Genomic DNA, 16,392 nt, shown 5'->3' on the forward strand with positions numbered 1-16,392 from the left:
CCACTTTCTCAGCAGATACGTGGCAGCGGGTCGCCGACGAGCATGTCCACGATGCGGGTACCGCCGAAGGCCGTCCGCACCACGACCGTCGCGGCCGGTTCCTCGGCAATCTCACCGACTTCGGCGGCATCGGCTCCCAGCGGATGTGACCGCAGCGCCGCGAGTCCGGCTTCGGCCTCCTCCGGCGCGACGACCGCAACGAACTTGCCCTCGTTGGCCACGTACAAGGGGTCGATGCCCAGCATTTCGCAGGCACCGGTGACCATCGGGCGGATCGGCAGGTGCGCCTCGTCGAGCACCACGCCCAGCCCGCTGGTCTGGGCAAGTTCGTTGCAGACGGTTCCCACTCCCCCGCGCGTCGGATCGCGCAGCCAGCGTGTCGACGGTGCGGCCGCCAGCAACAGCTCAACCAGTGGGCTCACCGCGGCGGTGTCGGATTCGATGTCGGCCTCGATGGCCAGGTCGCCACGAGCCATCATCACTGCCATGCCGTGATCACCAATTGTGCCTGACAGCAATACCTTATCGCCCGCTCGTACCGATTTTGGCGTCAGCGAACGCGCTGCCGGAATTACCCCGACGCCCGCGGTGGTGATGAACAATCCGTCGGCGGCGCCGCGGGGCACCACCTTGGTGTCTCCGGTGACGATCTCTACGCCGGCCGCTGCGGCAGCCGCGGCCATATCGGCGACGATCTCCTTCAACTCGGCGATCGGGAAACCCTCCTCGAGCACGAACGCCGCCGAGATCCAGGACGGCACCGCACCGACCATCGCCAGGTCGTTGACCGTGCCGTGTACCGCCAGGTGCCCGATGGAACCGCCAGGGAATCGCAACGGCTGCACCACGAATGAATCGGTGGACATGGCGATCCGCTCACCGCTGGGGAGGGTGAGAATGGCGCCGTCACCGAGCGACTCGAGCGCCGGATTGCGGAAAGCCTCCAGGAACACCGCGTCGACCAATGCGGCCGACGCCTTGCCACCGGCCCCATGCGCCAGCGTCACCACCTCGTCACGCAACCGGGGCCGACGACGGCGGAACATCTCGATCCGCTCGATCACCTCGCCCTCGGCGAAACTCGGTCCTGACGACAGGTATTCGCTTGCTGCCTTGTTCATCAGACATCCGTCCCTTGCTCGTGCACGGCTGACCACAGTTGATAGCCCAGCAGCGCCTGTGCTTCCTGAATCCGGTGCACACTCTGCGAATGGACGATGAAACAAGCGTCAACGTCCGGACTGGTCGCGAAGGTGCCACCGTCGTATCCGGCGAATCCGACGGTGTACATGCCACGCTTGCGTGCTTCCCGCAGCGCCACCGTCAGATCCGGCGAACTGCCGCTGGTGGACATGGCGACCGCGATGTCACCGTCGCCCGCGCGGGCGATCAGCTGTCTGGCGAATACCAGCTCGAAGCCGACATCGTTGCCCAACGCGGTCAGGATCGCCTGGTCAGCCGTCAGCGACCACGCCGGTAGCGGCCGACCGAGCGGCGGCCGGGCGAACAGCGTCGCCAGCGTCGTCGCATCGGTGGAGCTGCCACCATTGCCGAAGGCGAACAACCGTCCGCCCGTGGCGAACCGGGCGGCCATCTCGCTGGCCGCGGTGGCCACCAGCTCAATGCTGGCCTCCACTGTGCTCCGGCGCAGCGCCGCACTCTCGGCCGCCTTGGCTCGTGCCGATGCCGCGAGGTCGACCAGCAGCGACGTCGGATCGTCCTCCTGCGCGTCGATGAACGGGTAGAGGAAGTTGGTGGGCTCCGGATCCACGTCGACGCCCGGCTGTTTCTGGTTCATGAGCCACCGGCCGGGTCGACCCTGCTGATCGCCATTCCCGCGTGTACTAGGACGAGGTCACCGGCGGTGATCGGGTCGACGAGCGCCGTTGACACGCTTTCGACGCCTTGTGCGGTACGCACCCGTGCCATCCCCTGTTCGGACGCTCCGAGTGCCTCGCCGAGGCGGCCCTCATCGCTGCAGGTGATGCACACTTCCTCGGTGCACTCGACCGGTTTCAGCAGTCCTGGGTGTTCGAAGCAGACATGCGTCAATTCCCACAGCAGGTGGTACAGCAGCACGAAGGCGCCGGTCGCGGGTGCTCTCGGATCCGGGTCGTCGAGCCACAGGACGTGGTCGGCCGCGCCCGCGGGAGGGCGCTGGCCGCTACCGATCCAGATGGTGGTAGCCCCCCACGCCGGGCTCCGCTGCATCACCGACCGGACCTCGGGGTCATCGGCGTGGGCCACCGCGATCACGATGTCGCCCGGCCGGATCGACACGCGGACCACGTCGACCAGCTCGGGTCCGCTCAGCGCCACCGCGGGCAGCGCCCTCTTGCCGACGATCACCGGATGCACGAACTCGACCGCGATGTGCTGAGCGTGCGGCTGCCACGACGGCGCGAGTGACCACATGGTGGCGCCGGCAGAGAACAGGCGCGCCAGCCCGAGCGCGGTCGCGGCGAGATCGGCAGCCAGCTCCGCGTCGAGCCCGCGGTCGATTTCGGTGGAGATCATGACTGCACCGCCTTTGCATCGTCGACTCTCGGGTACCCATCCATTGCAGTCCCATTGCATTTTTCCAGTGCCGCTTTGGACAAATTCTCAGCCGGCTCCAACGCCGTCAGAATGGACACCGCGGCCTGCCCGAGCGCAAGGCCGCCGTCATTGGGCGGCACGGTGTGGTGCGTCAGCACCTCGAATCCCGCCTCCTGCAGGCGCGCCCGGCACTCTTGCAACAGCCGCACGTTCTGGAATACCCCACCGGTGAGGCCCACCAGGCGCACCGGGCCCGCGACCACGGCTACCACCTCCGCCACGGCAACCGCGACGGCCTTGTGGAACGCGGCCGCCAGGACCGCCGGGGCGGCGCCCGCACGGAGCGCCGACACCAGCGTTGCCACCAGTTCGGCGGCGTCGAACTGCCCGTCTGCAGTGACCGTCAGCTGCAATGCTGGCACGGGCATCTCATCGTCGGCCGTGTCGGCCAGCACCTCCAGCTCGATGGCGGCCTGACCCTCGTAGTCGATTCGGTGCCGCACACCGAGCAGCGCGGCCACCGCGTCGAACAGTCGGCCCATGCTCGAACACGGCATGCATCCCACGCCGCTGTCCAGCTGGGAGCGCAGCAGCCGCAGCTCGGCACCGGTGGCCGCGGCCACGGGTGCCAGGTCCGCGTCCCATTCGATGCCGGCCGCCCACAAGTGTGACAGCGCCATCCGCCACGGATTCCGTACCGCGACGTCACCACCAGGCAGGGGTACAGGCTTGAGGTGGCCGACCCGGGTAAAGCGGTGTGCATCGGTTCCGACGGAGAGGATCTCCCCGCCCCACACCGTGCCGTCGCAGCCGTAGCCGGTGCCGTCGAAGGCGACTCCGATGATCGGTTCACCGATCCTGCCGTGCTCGGCCAGCAGCGACACCACGTGCGCATGGTGATGCTGAACGAGGTCCAACGGGCGCGCTCCGGCGCGACGTTCAGCCCAGTGTCGGGTGTGATACCCGGGGTGCAGGTCGGCGGCCAACCGCTGTGGCTGCCGCCGGATACCGCCGAGCTGATCGACCGCGCGCTCGAACGCGCGCAGCGTCTCCAGGGTGGACATGTCGCCGATGTGGCCGGAGCAGAAGGCGCGGGTGCCGTCGGTGAGACAGAAGGTGTTCTTGAGTTCGCCGCCGACGGCCAGCACCGCGGGGCCACTGCGCCCGAGCTCGACGGGCAGCGGCGCATAGCCGCGCGAGCGACGGATCGGCAGCTCCCTGCCGTCGACAACGCGGACCACCGAATCATCGCACGGCACGTGGATCGGCCGATCGTGGTCGAGTACTGCATCGCACAATGCCGGAAGTCTCTGCGCCGCATCATCATCGGTGAAGCAGATCGGCTCATCCGAGCGGTTCGCGCTGGTGAGCACCAGTGCCTCCGGCACGGGCAACCGGGATCCCGGGATGGCTGCGAGAAGCAGATGATGCACCGGCGAGTAGGGCAACATCAACCCGATCAGCGGGCTGCCCGGCGCGACCAGCTCCGAGATCGGTGCATCTGGCCTGCGGCGGAGCAATACGATCGGACGAGCCGGGCTGGACAGCACCGCCGCCGCGCCGTCATCGATATCCGCGTAGCGGCGTGCGACATCAAGGTCGGCGACCAGGATCGCGAAAGGTTTACCCCCGCGCGCCTTGCGCGCCCGCAGCGCACCGACCGCGGCATCGTCGTCGACGGCACAGCCGAGGTGATACCCGCCGACGCCCTTGATCGCGACTACGGCGCCATCGCTCAGCGCCGTTCGGGTCGCCGCCAACGCGCGATCGGATCCCTCGATCCGGGTCTCGCCAGACCGGAACCAGAGCGTGGGCCCACAATCCGGGCAGGCCACCGGCTGCGCGTGGAACCGCCTGTCCGACGGATCGTGGTACTCGGCGGTGCATCTGGGGCACATCTCGAAACCCGCCATGGTCGTGGCCGGGCGGTCATACGGCAGCTCGCGGATTATCGTGAACCGCGGACCACAGTTGGTGCACGTCACAAACGGATGGCGATAACGCCGGTCACCGGGGTCGAAAAGCTCGGCAATGCAGTCGTCGCATACGGCGATGTCCGGCGGAATCGCCGTTGCTGCACCGGATATCGTTCGGCTTGCCACGATACGGAAGTCGGCACTGCAATCTGCGTCGGTGTCGAGCTGCACCACCGATACCGTGCTGATGATCGCCAGGGGCGGTGCCTCGGCGCGAAGGCGCCGTGCGAACTCGTCAACATTGGCCGTCGGGCCCTGCACCTCGACGAAGACGGCGCTCGAATCGTTGCCGACGAATCCGGACAACCCGAGATCGGTGGCCGTGCGGTGAACGAATGGGCGGAAACCGACCCCCTGCACGACGCCGGTCACCGTGAAGCGATACCGCACGTCGGCGGTTCGCTGGGTGAGTGAGATGCCCGTCATCCGCGCCGCCAGATCACGACCCGGTTGTTTCCTGAATCCGACACGGCCAGCTGGTCACCGCGAAGTGCGATCCCGTACGGCCAGCACAGGGTGTCGCGTTGCACCGATGTCCAGCGGTTCTCGCCGTTGGCGGCGAAGGTCGGCTGCGCGAGCACATGATCGGCTGCCCGCCCGTCACGGGGGATGCCGTCCCACAACAGGATTCGGTTGTTCGCGGTATCTGCCACGGCCAGCCGTTCATTGTCGCCGGTGCCATCCAGGCGCGCGGCGTACGGGAAGCGGAACCTGTCGCCGGTGTGCGGACCATAGGGCCATTCGTCGGCGGACGTGAAACCCGGCTGCCCCAGCACGATGTCAGCATCCCGATCCGCGGTGGGCAGCGGGGACCAGCCGAGTAACCGGTGATCACCGGCGTCCGCGACGAGCAGCAGGTCGTCGTTCCCGGTGATGTCGTGTGGCCAGCGGAAACTGGCCGGGCCGACGGCACCGCCGCGATTCTCGTCCCGCGCGGCCTCCCCGGGCTGCCCCAACACGATGTCCGCGGGTTGGCCGGGGTCGGGGATCCCGTTGTTCCACGCCAAAATTCGACGATTACCTGTGTCGGCCACCCAGAATCGCGAACCGACGATGGCGATACCGAACGGCCAGTAGAACGTCGACGCCGAGCAATCACCACCGCGGTTGGGCGCGACCGAGGCGGCATCGGGCTGTCCGAGGACCAGATCCGGCGGTGTGTCGCTGGCCTGCGGGACCGAATCCCACACCAGGATCCGGTGGTGCCAGGCGTCGGCGACGACAAGCCGCCCGTCATACACGAGCACACCGGTCGGTAGGTTCATTCCGCGTTCGGGGCCGCGGCCACCGGCCCCGTGCCCTTCGGTGACACCGTCCGGCTGGCCGAGAACGACGTCGGCGGCCTGCTCATCGGTGTCAGGAATGCCGTGCCACACCAACACCCGATGGTTACCCGAGTCGGCGACCACCAGATGATCCTCACCGAGGAAAACGCCTCGCGGTGAATACATCCAGGCCATCGACGGGCTTGCCGGCGGCAACGCCAAACCGCCCGGCGCCGGGGCCCCGAGCCACACCCGCGGCGACCATCCATCGCTGAGGTCGGCACCAGCAGTTTCAACGGCCCGAACCGATGTCCTGCCGATGTTGTGCTGCACGGTTAACCGGGTCATGTTCCGACTCGAACCCACACTTCGCCGGAATCGATCCGCAACGGCACTTGCTCAAGCTGGGCCCCCGGGGCGCTCAGGCATTCCCCGGAGGTCGCGTCGTAACAAAAGCCGTGCCATGGACATGTCAGCGTGCCGTTGTCGATATCGAGGACTGCGTTATCCAGTGGCAGCCCTTCATGGGCACATTCGTTACGATACGCCGATAGTCGCTGACCCGAATTCACCACGATGATCTCGGCGGCCTCACCGGACACGGTGGACAGGCTGAGCGCGGTGAGGTCGTCGGTGGGCAGACTCGCTGCGGGACCCACCTTGACCCACCCCTCGGCGGCGGGGTCCAGTCCGATACGCAACGACTCCAGCGGGATCAGCGTCGGCGACGGCTCATTGGGCAGCACCTCGACCCCAGTGATCGACGGAACACCTTCCACCAGAGCACTTTCCACGAGATTTCGCAGTGTCACCGAGGACATCGAACAGCCGTTGCAGGCACCGTCGAGTCGCACGAACGCGGTGCCGTCCTCGATCCGCACCAGGGTGACGTCACCGCCATGACTCTGCAGCTGGGGCCGCACCGTCACCAGCACGCGATTGGCGTGCGTCATCGGATCGGGTCGCACGATCTCATGCAGCGAGAGCAACATGTGCACGACCGGATCGTCGACAAGGTCGAACAACACCGCCCGCGCCGCGTCGTCAGCTCGCATCCGCTGCACGATGGTGACCAGCCCGGCGCGGTGCACAGCCTCGAGTGCGTCCTTGACTTCCTGAGCGACGGTGCGAGCCGACTCATCCAGGCCCGTCAGCGCGGCCAGCGCGTCGTCGACGCGTTTGGCCAACTTCTCGAAATCAGCTTCGCTGGACGACTGCCGGTCGGTCGAGGGCTCCACGGTGGTGGTGGACATGCGCAGCCTCCTTAATCTGGTTCGGTACGGATCAGTGCGCGTTGGCGGGCGACCTCGTCGAGTACCCCGCGCACGGCGCGCACCGATTCATCGTCTCCGAGGTCCTCGAACAGAAAGCGCGCATCGTAGAGTTTGGCCTTGGCCTGGTCGAACATTCCCAGATGCGCGAGCACGTTGCCCTGATTGGCCAGCACCCTGGCCCGACCGTGTGGATCGGCATCACGATCTCGGGCCTCGAGCACCGCCTCATAAAGCTCGACGGCCTCGACGAGGTTGTCCGCCTGATGCTTCGACGGGGTATACACCAGAGAATTGGCCAGGTTCAGTTGCACACTCGCCCACTGCTCGGGATGGGTCTCGCGGGTGTACACCTTCAGTGCGGACCGCAGCGACTGGGCAGCGACGCCGAGGCGCAGCTGTCCGGATGCCTCCACCATCGGCAGCGTCAGGTACGCGGTCGCCAGATTGGCATGGGTGGCCGCCCAGAGTAGCGGCGCCTCGTCCCGCAGCACCAGCTGCAGCGTGGAGTGATAGTGCGGAATCGCCTGGGCCAGTAGCTCGGGACGGTCCTCGGCCTGCTCATGCAGTAGTCCGGCCAGGTTCATGTGCAGTTCAGCACGACCGATGCGCAACTCATCCGCTCCGTCGAGCAGACGCAGTGCCCGCTCGAAACATTGCTGGGCGCTCGGGTCGCCGAGATCCCGGCATACCGATGCCGCAGCGCCGACCAGGACACCCTGCAGGCGAGGGGAACTCGGCTCTGCGGCAGCCGCCGCATGTTCGAGCAGTTCGACGGCGAGCTCCAGGTTGCCGTCGTCCAGGGCATGACTGGCCTGCGCCGACAGGGCGATCGCGGCAAGCTCGCCGTCGACTGCGCCGGCATCCGGTGGCGTGTCGGATCGACCCAGGACGAACAACACGAGGTCGACCAGCAGGCCGAACTCGCCGAGATCCGAACGCAGCGCGTCCGCGTCTTCGCTATCGGGATCCAGGACGAACCGGTTGTAGCGGGTAACCGGATCCGTGCCCTGCAACGCTGCGAGTGCGCCTTCCCGGTCACCGGCGAACGCCAGCTCATGGGCCACCAGGCCCGGCGGCCACTGCTGGGGCGCATTGCCGCTGAGCAATGCCGCGCGCACCTCCTCGGTGTCGGCTCCAGTGTCCGAGACAGCGGGTATCAGCATGTACCCCAAAGGAAGTGGGAACGTGCCCAGCGGTTGCGGGCGGAGGGCTACCGCGGCGGGCCCGGTGCGTTCGGTATCGGCATGCAGTGTGGTCATGTGTGTCATCAGCCGTTCCGTGGTCCTTCGATATCGCGTTCGGCGGCCCGCCTGATCAGATTTGCTGCGAGTTCGGCGCGGGCCTTGGTTGCATGCGTCTCGATGCGGTGGTGCACAACGCCGTCGGCGAACACGACGACGATCTCCACCGCCCACCGGCCGCGATCCTCGACGACGACGGTCTGCACATCGAGCGCATCGTCGGTCGAGCTATCGGGCTGAGGCGTGGTCTTCGGCCGGACCGGTGGATCTTCACACATCACTGTCATCCGCCTGCACCCAGCGGAATTCGTAAGGCTGACTGGGCATCATCCCAGGATGCCGAGTGAATACCGGCCGGGATGTGGTCCTCGAGCACTTCGCGCACCAGTGTGGTGCGGTCACCAGCCAGGTTGCGCTGCTTGAGCAGCAACCCACCGCTGCGTGGCCCACGCAACGGGACCAACCACAGGTCGCCGTCACGCACGACGGCAACAACTGCATCCGACGGGAACCGGCTGGCCGCCAGCGCCGCGTCAAGGCGGATGTAACCGTCGGCGGTGAACTCCACCTGCACGTCCGAGCACGCCACGGGTCGCAGATCGGCGAAGTACTCGCTCTCGATGATGGCAATGACCTGCTCCATCGCTGCCTCGACCGGCTCGGTCAAGTCAGCGCCGAGCTCCACCCCACTGGCCTCGATGAGAAAAACCGTGATATCGGTGGGACACGCCGCGCCAAGTGCCCAGCGCGCGAACGCGATCGCGTGATCCCAGCGGAACGAATGGGTGTGCAGCCCCTGCAGGGGCGGCAACTCTTCGAGCTCCTCGCCGGGCACCCGATAGACGGTGCCCGGCGCGGCGCCAGTCGCGGCGGCGTCGACGATCACGACCCTTTCGGCGCCTCGCATCTGGAACGCGACATCCATTCCTGCCGTGCCGCCGTCGACCAGCCGGCCGCCGTCGGGTACGCCGCACTCCCACAGATGGCGCACCAGGATCGGCCCGACACCGTCATCGCCGCGAAGCAGGTTCCCGCAGCCGACGACGAGCACCGCACAGCCCGGTGGCTCGATGTCGACATCGGGCCCACTCCGGTCAGCGCATGGCTCGGCAGACGTCGGAATCACACCATTCCGTTGATCACGAACTGGGACAACTGCTTTCCGGATTTGCCGTCGTAGGCATGCACCGTGCACACCAGGCAGGAGTCGAAGCTCCGTGCCACGTGACCCAGTTCCACCGGATCCTCCGGGTCCACGATCGGGGAACCGATCAGCGCCCGCTCGATCGGGCCGAGCACATTCTCGCCGTCGCGCGGGCCGATGTTCCACGCCGTCGGTGTGACGACCTGGTAGTTCTTGATCTTGTTGTCCTCGATGACAATCCAGTCGGCCAGTGAACCACGGGCGGCCTCGGTGGCCCCGAACCCCTTACCCTCGGCGTGCTCGGTCGGCTTGGTGTAAAAGCTCTCCTTCAGGTTGAGCTGGTCCAGCCAGCCCCGCACCCACTGGTAGTACTTGGGAGCCTCGTGCATCCGGGCCAACTGCCGGACGAAGACACTCGGACCGATCTTGTTCATGATGTCGACGAACAGCGGGTCGTTGTCTTGATGCGGGGCGGCGTTCGGTCCGCCCGCCGCGATCCGGCGTGCCAGCGGGCCCGCCTCGAGCGGGATGTTGCCGAGACCGTCCACCTCGTAGCGCGGCGCCTTGGCCCAGCTGTACTTGCCGTTGGCCCTACCCACTTCGGGATCGATGGGTATGGTCTCCCCCTCGAATGGGTGCAGCGGCCGGTCACCCTCGTAGAAGGCGTGCGTGACGTCTTCCCGGACCCGGGCCTGATCGAAGTCATGCCACTGGCCCTGCGCGTAGATCCCCTGCCGTCCGATCAGCGCGCCGTTACGGCTGTCAATGGTGGGGTTCTCATACAGCGATGGTTCGAAGTACGTGCCCATGGCCAGGTAGTTGCCGACGCCCTGGCCGTACTTGTCGAGTCCGGTGTCCAGGCTGTAGCGGATGAAGAATCCGCAGTCACTGTTGTACTGAGCTTCGTTCTCGTCCACCCAGGCGAGCACGTCTCCCCAAGTCTTGTTCTCCAGCCAGCGGTCGACCGAGCAGCCGAGCCACTGCTTTTCGAGCCAGTTGTCCTTCCAGTGCTCGAAGATCGCAATCGACCGGGTGACGTCCGCCAGCGACGGCGCACACATGACACCGCCGGGAACCATGAAGCTGGAATGCGGCCATTGCCCGCCAAAGATGGCGTACACCTCGACCGGTTTGGACGAAAGCACTACGCCCGGCTGGTAACTGGTGCCCACGTAGGGTGCGAAGCGGCGGACCGCCTCGGCGTAGAGCTTGGACTTGGCGTAGTTCTTGTTGGTGAAGTCGATGGCGAACAACGCATAAAAGTAGCGCGGTATCGACTGCAGCGTCTCGGCAGCCTGACAGATGTTACGGATCAACGTCGCATTGGGCGGAACGTTGGTGCGCCACGCCGTATCGAGCGCATACGCCGACTTGTACAGGTGGCTGCCGCCGCAGATCCCGCAGATACGCGGGCAGACAACGAGTCCGGCCTGTGGGTCCTTGCCCTGCAGGATGATCTCGAAGCCGCGGAACATCGCCGCTTCGGTCCATGCTGAGGTGACGATGCCGTCGTCGATGGTGACTCGGACGTCGAGGTCACCCTCGACGCGCCCCAGGGGGCTCACAAACAGATCTAGAGAGGTCATAGTGGGTCCTTTCAGAACACCTGGGGCTGCTGGTTTGGCTGCGCGATGTTTGGCCACCGCTAGACCACGAACATGTCTTCTTTCGACCACTGCGGGGCAGCGATTCGGGCGGCGGCGGCATGAGCCATATAGGTCAGGTGATCCGATCCCTCGGGAACTTCCTTCGGAATCATTCCGCTGACCTTCTGCGTCTTGAACACCGTGCCCGGCGCAAGGTCGAAATGGGGGAACTCCGGCTCGGTGCAACCCAGGCACGGCATGCCGGCGCGGGTCTTCGACGATTGGCGGTTCCACAGGATTCGGTTGCACGGCGAATGGGTCATCGGACCACGGCAGCCGAACTCGTAGAAGAGGCAGCCCGTGCGTGTGCCCTCACCGAAGGACATGGTTGATTGCTTGTATTCGAAGAACTGCACGCGCGTGCACCCGGTCTGGGTGAAGGTCTTGAAGAACGTCTCCGGCCGGTGCAGCTCATCGAGCGAGATGTCTCCGGCCCGACCGGTGGCCAGCGCGACGAGGATCTGGGTGATCCAGTCCGGGTGGGCCGGGCAGCCGGGGATGTTGATGACGGGCAGGCCCATCTTGGAACGGAAGTCGGGGCCCAAGAAGCCACCCTTGTCCCGCTTATGGAACTGCAGGCCCGTCGATCCGGACGGGTTGGGCGACATCGCCGGGATACCGCCCCAGCATGCGCAGTCCCCGATCGCGACCACGATTTGTGCCGCGCCGGCCAGGTCGACGACCCAGTCCTTCATCGCACGATCGGCGAACATGTCCATCCGACCGGTGCCGTTGGGCGCCTCAATGACGCTGCCCTCGAATACGAAGATATCCAGGGGCCGGTCGCCCTTCGCGCAATCCCAGAACACTTTCTGGGCATTCTTTCCAAGCTCCAATCCCAATGATGGATGCCAGAGAAGATCAAGGCCGAAATCGACAATTAGATCGACGACATTTGGCTCTTCGGCATTGAGGAAAGACATGGTGTTTCCACTACATGCACCTCCTTGTAACCATAGAACTGAAGCCATTGGAACTCCTCTCGGATAGCGACCTAGGGCGTGGACGCAATTTCGGATTTACCGGGCTGAAACTCTGCGCGCGTATTTGCGCTTGTCATTCTTGGGGTAGACGGCGTCCAAACGCACGGGCTACCTGGATGATGAATCCAAGTCCGCGGGCGATGTCCTTGTCCTTGGTCACCCGCCACAGGCTGAAGAGACCTTTGGGGCCGCCGGGATCGGCTTCGGCGGCAGCTTTGCCTTCGACCAGTGCCTCGCCGAGCAGCGCGATCACCTCGGCAGCCTGCGGATCGGTCAACCGGGATGTGAGCAGAGTGTGCAGCACCGGAGTGGCGTCGACCAGCGAGCCGGACAGGGACGCCAGGCTGCCGGCCAGTCCCTTGAAGTCAATACCTTTGAGCGAGTCGGCGCCGGGGAACGCCCCAGCCAGCGAGGTTCCCTTGAGTTCGCCGACGGCGGCCGCCAGTGATTCACTGATTTCGTCACCGCGCCGGACCAATCCATCCAGACCCGTGACCAGGATGGCCAGCAAATCGGCATGGTCGAGCAGGTTGTTCAACGAATTTGCTATCTCGGGATCATCGAGGCGGTCACGCAATGCATCCGCCGGCGAGATAGCGATCGCCTGCCCGTTTGCCGTCATGCGAGCCTCCCGTATTGACCGTTACGGGACCAGATGTGGTCCCAATCACAAGCTAGCGGCGGTAGGCACGGGTTGCCTATCGCTATCACGCAGTTTATGTCAGAATTACGCAGACATTAGCGCGCTGGTGCGCGCTCGATCATTCGGAGGCTTGCGTGATCACCGCGGACAATTTACCCAAAGATTCATTGTCACCGTCTTCATGTGTTGGCCAGTGGTGACTTCGAGACTCACCCGGCTCGGTTTCATCGATGCCAGACGCACCAGCAACCCGGTGCGGCGCAAGGTCCGTTCCCGTGGCATTCCGCCGGCCCTGGCGAACAATGAGATCTTTTACACCGAGGATTTAAATGGAGCATCCAGACTGATCGCACAGGCGCTGGCACCGCTGAGACTCGACGTTGCGGCCGAGAACCGTGACGCATTTGCCGCGACGATGCACGGTGTCCGACTGCGCAATGTCAGCATGCTCTACCTCGACCTCCATGTCGCTGCCACCATCGACATTCCCGCGCTCGGCCAGTACTTCGCGGTGCACATGCCGATGAACGGATGCGCCAAGATCGATCACTGCCGCCGCGCATTCGAGGCCAACACGATCCGAGCATTGGTCACCACCCCAGGTGTCCCGCTTCGCATCGAATTCGACCACGACTCACCGCAGCTGATCATCCGGATCGAAGCACGCGCGATGGTCGCGCACCTCACGCGACTGCTCAGCCGAACCCTGACGCGACCGCTGGAGTTCGAGCCCGAGTTCGACCTCGCGACTGAGGCCGCGATGCGCTGGCATGCCGCCGTGCAGCTGATCCACACCGAGGTATTCCATCCGGGCTCGCTGATCCAGCGCGGCCACGGCATCGGCGCGGTGGAGGAACTCGTCATGAGCAGCCTGCTGCATTTACAGCCGTCGAACTACCACGAGGAGCTCCTGCAGCCGCCACAGCCCGACCAGCGCCGCGCGGTCGTTAGGGAGACGATGAACCACATCGACGACCACCTCGCCGAACGCATCACGATGGACTCGGTGGCCAAGGCCGTGCACATGAGTGTCCGGTCGATACAGCAGGGATTCCACGAGGAACTGGGCATGACGCCGATGACTTATCTGCGGGAGCGCCGCCTGGAACGGGCGCACGAGGATCTAACTGATGCGATGCCGTCGGACGGCGTGACGGTGACGTCGGTCGCCGAGCGCTGGGGCTTTCACCATCTCGGTAGCTTCGCGGTGGAATACCGCAAGCGCTGGGGCGAAGCGCCGTCGGCAACACTGCGACGCTAGCGCGGGGGCGTCGAGGCGATTCAGGAGGCGCGGTTGCGCACGCTGCTGATCGCCCGCCAACCCAGTTCGTGATGCGAAACCAGGTGTGAGATCAGCAGTTCGGTCGACATGGTCGGGATCGTCTGGCTGACCACGTACCACGGCCGGTTCAGCGGCGTTCCCGCGACCGGCAGCTGTACCAGTGTTCCGCCGTCGAGTTCACGCCGCACCGCCTGCCGCGACACCAGGGTGATCCCCAGGCCAGCGGCCGCGGCCGCCACCACTGCGCCGTGGGATCCCAGCACCAGCTGGGGCGGTGCGATGGCGAGCTCGTCGAGCAGCGCCATCATCGTCGACCGGGTACCTGATCCGGGTTCGCGGAGCAACCACGTCGCGGTCGCGGCCTCGAAATTCCGGGCGATCGCCGGCGGGCCGACCATGATCAGGGTGTTCGGACTGATCGCCCGGACCGGCAACTCGCCGCGCAGATCATCCGGTGGGCGGCCGGCCACCACCAGGTCGACCTCGTGCCGTGACAACATCGGCCAAATGGAGCTACGCGCGGCCACCTCCAGATGCAACACCACACCTGGGTGCTCGTTACGGAAGGAGGCCAGCGCGGCGGGGATCAGCAGTTCGCCGGCAGAGGTGACCGCCGCGAGCCGGATCGAACCGTTCTCGGGGTCGGCCTCCCCCCGGGCGGCACGGATCGCCTCATCGTGCAGGCCGAGGATGCGACGCGCGTATTCGACGTATCGAATGCCGGCCGGGGTCAACCGCACACCGCGCCCGTGCCGGTCGACCAGCACGATGCCGATGTCGTTGCTGAGCGCCCGCACGGCCGAGGAAATCGAGGACTCGGTCACCACCAGGCGCTCCGCCGCGCCCCGCACCGAACCGGTATCGGCCAGCTCCACGAGCGCGCGCAGTCGCGCATTGGTCGTCATGTCAACTCAATCCGCCGGCGGTCACTCCTGCAGTGTGCCCTGCCGATATATCGCGGGCCGATGCGAACACCCGGCTTGTCAGCAGATCGGCAGCGTCGATGGTGGTAAGCGCGGCAAAGTCGACATTGCCCTCGGTTGCCAGCAGCCGCCGCGCGTGCCGCAACCGGGCCCGTTCGAGTGCGTTGCGGACGCTGCGCGCATTGGCGAACCACGGCTGGTCGATCCGCAGCTTCAGATATTTGCGCAACACCTCCCTGGCCTCGTCGGAGAACGTGTAGCCCAGACCATCGGTCATCAGCACCGCTATGTCCTCTAGTTCGTCGACGGAGTAGTCGGGAAAGGTGATGTGGTGGGCGATTCGGCTCTGCATGCCGGGATTGGCCGAGAAGAACTGATCCATCTTGTCCGCGTAGCCGGCGAGGATGACCACCAGGTCGTCGCGGTTGTTCTCCATGACCTGCAGCAGAATTTCGATCGCCTCGGACCCATAGTCCCGATCGTTCTCTACCTTGTAGAGGTAGTAGGCCTCGTCGATGAAGAGCACGCCGCCCATCGCCCGTTTGATCACATCCTTGGTCTTGGGCGCGGTGTGCCCGACGTACTCCCCGACCAGATCGTCGCGGGTGACGCTGACCAGGTGACCACGCCGAAGGTAGCCGAGGCGGTGCAGCAGTTCGGCCATTCGCATGGCCACCGTCGTCTTGCCGGTGCCGGGGTTGCCGGTGAACGACATGTGCAGTGTGGGTTGTGGCGCCGTCACCCCGAAGCGGGCCCGCATCTTGTCCACGACCAGCAGCGCTGCGATCTCGGCGATGCGGGTCTTGACCGGCTCCAGCCCAACGAGTTCGGCATCGAGCGCCCGTAGCACGTCGTCGGTGCCGGACTCGCGGCGCACCGCGGCCAGGTCGACCACGGCGTCGGGCGGCAGGAGTGGTTCTGCATTATCGGACTCGTCCGGCCGGCACAACTCTGGACCGGCCGGACGAGGCCGGTACCCGAATGAACTGCGCGGGTTCTCGGCATCTTGGATGGTCATTGCTTTCCCGAAGTCACAGGCTCGCCGGGTGGTACCGGTCTCCCTCGGGCCGCTCGGTGGCGTAGGAGTGAGTGGTGTAGCCGATCGTCCTGCCCGATTTCTCGGCGCGGTCGAGCCGGAAGCCCGGCTCCTCCGCCGGCCGGTTGACGATGAACGACAATGCTGTCGTCTGCCGACCCAGGCTCGAGTCGTAGGCGTTGAGCCGGATGTAGTGGTTCGGATTGGCGGCCCGGCAGGCGTTTACCTCGAGCAGCACACCGGCTGCGTCCTTGAGATCGAACATCGGCAGACCCCACATCTCCCAATAGGTGTTGCGTGGATGCGGGTCGTCGGTGAATTCGACCGACAGCGGCCACTCGTTGTTCAGCGCGTAGTAGATCTGGGCGGTGATCTCCTCGTCGGTGAAGTCGGGAAGATACGAGAAGGCGCCCTGGGTGATTCGCATCGGTGAACTCTCTT

16 protein-coding genes are annotated in these 16,392 nt (G+C 65.6%); 1 reads left to right on the forward strand and 15 read right to left on the reverse strand.

Annotation, left to right across the window (positions count from 1 at the left end; translation table 11 throughout):
• Positions 1–8: 8 nt before the first annotated feature.
• The 12 genes from hypE to A7G45_RS02185 form a co-directional block, all read right to left on the reverse strand.
• Positions 9–1,121 (reverse strand): hydrogenase expression/formation protein HypE, encoded by a 1,113-nt coding sequence (gene hypE / locus A7G45_RS02130; RefSeq protein ID WP_276554707.1) that lies wholly within the window; start codon positions 1,119–1,121, stop codon positions 9–11.
• A complete protein-coding gene (locus A7G45_RS02135; RefSeq protein WP_260933101.1) occupies positions 1,121–1,798 on the reverse strand; it encodes a D-sedoheptulose-7-phosphate isomerase in 678 nt (225 codons plus the stop codon). The genes hypE and A7G45_RS02135 overlap by 1 nt, the downstream gene beginning before the upstream one ends.
• Positions 1,795–2,517 (reverse strand): HypC/HybG/HupF family hydrogenase formation chaperone, encoded by a 723-nt coding sequence (locus tag A7G45_RS02140; protein WP_260933103.1) that lies wholly within the window; start codon positions 2,515–2,517, stop codon positions 1,795–1,797. Before A7G45_RS02140 ends, A7G45_RS02135 begins: the two co-directional genes overlap by 4 nt.
• A complete protein-coding gene (hypF, locus tag A7G45_RS02145) occupies positions 2,514–4,940 on the reverse strand; it encodes a carbamoyltransferase HypF (RefSeq protein WP_260933107.1) in 2,427 nt (808 codons plus the stop codon). The genes A7G45_RS02140 and hypF overlap by 4 nt, the downstream gene beginning before the upstream one ends.
• Positions 4,937–6,127, reverse strand: a complete 1,191-nt coding sequence (locus A7G45_RS02150; protein ID WP_260933109.1) for an NHL repeat-containing protein — start codon at positions 6,125–6,127, stop codon at positions 4,937–4,939. Before A7G45_RS02150 ends, hypF begins: the two co-directional genes overlap by 4 nt.
• Positions 6,124–7,032 carry a NifU family protein gene (locus A7G45_RS02155; RefSeq protein ID WP_260933112.1) on the reverse strand — a complete coding sequence of 303 codons (909 nt, stop codon included), beginning with the start codon at positions 7,030–7,032 and terminating at the stop codon, positions 6,124–6,126. Before A7G45_RS02155 ends, A7G45_RS02150 begins: the two co-directional genes overlap by 4 nt.
• A gap of 11 nt (positions 7,033–7,043) precedes the next feature.
• Entirely contained in the window at positions 7,044–8,312 is a 1,269-nt protein-coding gene (locus A7G45_RS02160) for a tetratricopeptide repeat protein (RefSeq protein ID WP_260937909.1), read from the reverse strand.
• A gap of 8 nt (positions 8,313–8,320) precedes the next feature.
• Positions 8,321–8,572 carry a hypothetical protein gene (locus A7G45_RS02165; RefSeq protein ID WP_308203986.1) on the reverse strand — a complete coding sequence of 84 codons (252 nt, stop codon included), beginning with the start codon at positions 8,570–8,572 and terminating at the stop codon, positions 8,321–8,323.
• Between the two features lie 5 nt (positions 8,573–8,577).
• Positions 8,578–9,420 (reverse strand): hydrogenase maturation protease, encoded by an 843-nt coding sequence (locus tag A7G45_RS02170; protein WP_260933116.1) that lies wholly within the window; start codon positions 9,418–9,420, stop codon positions 8,578–8,580.
• Positions 9,417–11,024: a nickel-dependent hydrogenase large subunit gene (locus A7G45_RS02175; protein ID WP_260933117.1), complete on the reverse strand. Its 1,608-nt coding sequence runs from the start codon at positions 11,022–11,024 to the stop codon at positions 9,417–9,419. The genes A7G45_RS02170 and A7G45_RS02175 overlap by 4 nt, the downstream gene beginning before the upstream one ends.
• Before the next feature lie 59 nt (positions 11,025–11,083).
• Entirely contained in the window at positions 11,084–12,055 is a 972-nt protein-coding gene (locus A7G45_RS02180; protein WP_260933120.1) for an NADH-quinone oxidoreductase subunit B family protein, read from the reverse strand.
• A gap of 85 nt (positions 12,056–12,140) precedes the next feature.
• Positions 12,141–12,689: a DUF1641 domain-containing protein gene (locus tag A7G45_RS02185; RefSeq protein ID WP_260933122.1), complete on the reverse strand. Its 549-nt coding sequence runs from the start codon at positions 12,687–12,689 to the stop codon at positions 12,141–12,143.
• 217 nt (positions 12,690–12,906) lie between these two features.
• Between A7G45_RS02185 and A7G45_RS02190 the strand changes: the two genes are divergently transcribed.
• A complete protein-coding gene (locus A7G45_RS02190) occupies positions 12,907–13,971 on the forward strand; it encodes an AraC family transcriptional regulator (RefSeq protein WP_260933126.1) in 1,065 nt (354 codons plus the stop codon).
• Positions 13,972–13,991: 20 nt separating this feature from the next.
• Here the strand turns inward: A7G45_RS02190 and A7G45_RS02195 are convergent, their stop codons facing one another.
• Genes A7G45_RS02195 through A7G45_RS02205 form a run of 3 tightly spaced genes read right to left on the reverse strand, consistent with a single transcriptional unit; the run spans position 13,992 to position 16,378 of the window.
• Positions 13,992–14,897: a LysR family transcriptional regulator gene (locus A7G45_RS02195; RefSeq protein ID WP_260933129.1), complete on the reverse strand. Its 906-nt coding sequence runs from the start codon at positions 14,895–14,897 to the stop codon at positions 13,992–13,994.
• Between the two features lies 1 nt (position 14,898).
• Positions 14,899–15,933, reverse strand: coding sequence for a CbbX protein (cbbX, locus tag A7G45_RS02200; protein ID WP_260933130.1), 1,035 nt, complete (start codon positions 15,931–15,933; stop codon positions 14,899–14,901).
• Positions 15,934–15,946: 13 nt separating this feature from the next.
• Positions 15,947–16,378 (reverse strand): ribulose bisphosphate carboxylase small subunit, encoded by a 432-nt coding sequence (locus tag A7G45_RS02205; RefSeq protein WP_260933133.1) that lies wholly within the window; start codon positions 16,376–16,378, stop codon positions 15,947–15,949.
• Positions 16,379–16,392 lie beyond the last annotated feature (14 nt).

Origin of the sequence: Mycolicibacterium llatzerense (assembly GCF_025331195.1) — a bacterium.
GTDB lineage: Bacteria > Actinomycetota > Actinomycetes > Mycobacteriales > Mycobacteriaceae > Mycobacterium > Mycobacterium llatzerense.